This is a genomic window from Luteibacter sp. P4_D7_3 (assembly GCF_056401735.1).
Genome location: NZ_JBFUIT010000438.1, coordinates 1 through 2,571, shown reverse-complemented (window position 1 = coordinate 2,571; position 2,571 = coordinate 1). Strand labels below are relative to the sequence as shown.

Here is a 2,571-nt window from a genome sequence, read left to right as displayed (position 1 = left end):
CTGTCTATCTATCACTAGATAGGTAACTTTCATGAAGATCCACGACATCCCCGGTTTCCCCAATCCGCTCCGCGTCCGTATCGTCCTGGCCGAGAAGGGCCTGTTCGACAAGGTCGAGTTCGTCAAAGTCGACCTCCCGGCCGCCGAGCACAAGCAGCCCGCCTTCCTCGCCATCAACCCGACGGGCACGGTGCCCGTGCTCGAGCTGGACGACGGCACCTATATCTCCGAGTGCACGGCGATCACCGAGTACCTGGACAACCTCGATGGCCATCCGACCCTTACCGGCGTCACGCCGCTGGAGAAGGCCACCATCCACATGATGCAGAAGCGCGCGGAGTCGGAGCTGATCGACGCCATCGGCATCTACTTTCATTACGCGACTGACGGCTTGGGTGCAGGGCTTCTTCCGTACAAGAGCCCCGAGTGGGAAGGCCGTGATCGCTGGGGACAGATGCACCGCGAGAAGGCCGAGGCCGGTATGCGGTACTTCAACGAGGTATTGAAGACCCAGCCTTACGTTGCGGGTGCGAACTTCTCCATGGCGGATACGACCGTGATTGGCGGATTGTTGTTTGCGTCTTATGCGCAGATTCCGGTGCCTGAGTCGTTGACGGCGCTGGTGGCGTGGAAGGCGCGGGTGGATGAGCGTGAGAGTGTCAGGATGGCGTCCGCGGGGTAAGAGCATCGCCCTCGTGCGTTCATTCCACGAAAAAGGTGATGGGCTATCGGCCCATCACCTTTTTCGTTTAGCCATATCAGCCACGCAGGTTCTGCACGACTACTTCGGGCGAACGGTCTTGAATGAGGCTCTGATTTCCGAGACGAATTCGTCCGGCTGCTCCCACGCGGCGAAATGCCCACCCTTCGGAAGCGTGTTGAAGTGGATCAGCTTCGGAAACGCCTTCACTGCCCAGCTCTTCGGAGCCGCGTAGATTTCGTCGGGAAACACGCTCACCGCCACCGGAATGGTGATGTGCTTGGGCTCGAAGAACGCCAGCTTGTTCTCCCAGTAGAGTCGGGCCGACGACACCGCGGTATGCGTCAGCCAGTAGAGCGTGACGTTGTCGAGAATATCGTCGCGGGAAAGCCCCTCGGCCTGGCCGTCGAAGACGCGGGTGATCAGCGCATAGCTGCGTGCATCGTGGTCGAGCATCCAGGCCGCCAGGCCGACCGGCGAGTCCTCGAGTCCATAAAGCGTCTGTGGACGATTGGTCATCTCCTGCGCATAGCCAAGACCATGCTTGTAGAAGAAGTCGAGCATGTCATAGGCATTCTTTTCGTCGGGCGCCAGCCCTGCCGGTGCGGGAGCGCCGGCCGCGAGGTCCTTCGCGATGTCATCGGGCACCGTCGCCGGCATGTTGGTGTGGATGGCGAGCAGTTCCGGTGGCGCCTGCACACCCATCTGCTCCGTCACGGCATCGCCCCAGTCACCGCCCTGGGCGACGAAATGCTTGTAGCCAAGCCGCTTCATCAGAATGGTCCAGGCGCGCGCGATGTGCTGCGGATCCCAGCCGACGACGGTGGGTTTACCCGAGAAGCCATAGCCCGGCAGCGACGGGACCACGACATCGAAGGCATCCGATGCCTTGCCACCGTGTGCCGTCGGGTTGGCCAACGGATCGATGACTTTCATCTGCTCGATGATGGAGCCCGGCCAGCCATGGGTAATGATGATCGGCAAGGCGTTCTTGTTCTTCGATTTCACGTGGATGAAGTGGATATCCACGCCATCGATGGTGGTCACGAACTGCGGCAGCGCATTCAACCGTGCCTCGACCTTTCGCCAGTCGTAACCCGACTGCCAGTAGTCGGCCAGCTTGCGCAACGTCGCGATCTGCACGCCCTGCGTCGCGTCGGGCACGAGCTCCGGGCTCGGCCAACTGGTAGCGGCTATGCGGCGATGCAGGTCCTGGAGGGCTTCGTCGGAAAAATGGATCTTCGGGAAGGGACGGATCGACGTGTCTTCGGCCTGCCCCGCCGCTTGCATGGGTGGAGCACCGGCGGCGTGGCTGGGTGTTGGCAGGACGGTACAGACGGCTCCGGCAATCACCGCTGCCGTCAGGAATTGCAAACGCGTGGACCGCATGAAGTGTGACGCCATGACAATACCCCTCCGTTTGAGATCGGATCTGCCTGCCCGTTACCAACACGCTTGTGAGCGTCCCCGATAGGCGAACCGTGCGTCTTGGCGACGCCCCCGCCGGTTTGAACGTGACGAGCTTGCGAAGCCGGCTTATACCTGCGGATGATTGCCAGCGCGAAAAACCGGGCGTTACAGTGATGAGCGGGGGGTCGCTGTGGAGGTATTCCATGAAGATTCTGATGGTGCTCACGTCGCACGACACCCTGGGAAACACGGGGCGCAAGACCGGCTTCTGGCTCGAGGAATTCGCGGCGCCCTATTACGTGTTCACCGATGCTGGCGTGTCGGTCACCGTGGCCTCGCCCAAGGGTGGGCAGCCGCCCATCGATCCGAAAAGCGACGACCCGGCCAATCAGACGCCCGCGCAAACGCGCTTCAAAGCCGATCCCGCCGCGCTCAAGGTGCTCGCCAATACGGTCAAGCTC

General features: G+C 61.6%; 3 protein-coding genes. 2 read left to right on the top strand and 1 reads right to left on the bottom strand.

Translation table 11 applies throughout. From position 1 onward, the window contains the following. Nucleotides 1–31 precede the first annotated feature (31 nt). Complete coding sequence (locus AC1DSN_RS21220; protein WP_477295120.1) at nucleotides 32–682, top strand: glutathione S-transferase family protein; 651 nt, start codon at nucleotides 32–34, stop codon at nucleotides 680–682. Between the two features lie 99 nt (nucleotides 683–781). Here the strand turns inward: AC1DSN_RS21220 and AC1DSN_RS21215 are convergent, their stop codons facing one another. After that, nucleotides 782–2,089: an epoxide hydrolase family protein gene (locus AC1DSN_RS21215; RefSeq protein ID WP_477332706.1), complete on the bottom strand. Its 1,308-nt coding sequence runs from the start codon at nucleotides 2,087–2,089 to the stop codon at nucleotides 782–784. A gap of 224 nt (nucleotides 2,090–2,313) precedes the next feature. Between AC1DSN_RS21215 and AC1DSN_RS21210 the strand changes: the two genes are divergently transcribed. Then, a partial coding sequence (locus tag AC1DSN_RS21210) for a type 1 glutamine amidotransferase family protein (protein WP_477332704.1) occupies nucleotides 2,314–2,571 on the top strand: 258 nt, incomplete at its 3' end.

Bases quoted from the DNA above. Each gene is read 5' to 3' on its own strand.
- AC1DSN_RS21220 (WP_477295120.1), top strand. From the start codon at position 32: ATGAAGATCCACGACATCCCCGGTTTCCCCAATCCGCTCCGCGTCCGT.
- AC1DSN_RS21215 (WP_477332706.1), bottom strand. From the start codon at position 2,089: ATGCGGTCCACGCGTTTGCAATTCCTGACGGCAGCGGTGATTGCCGGA.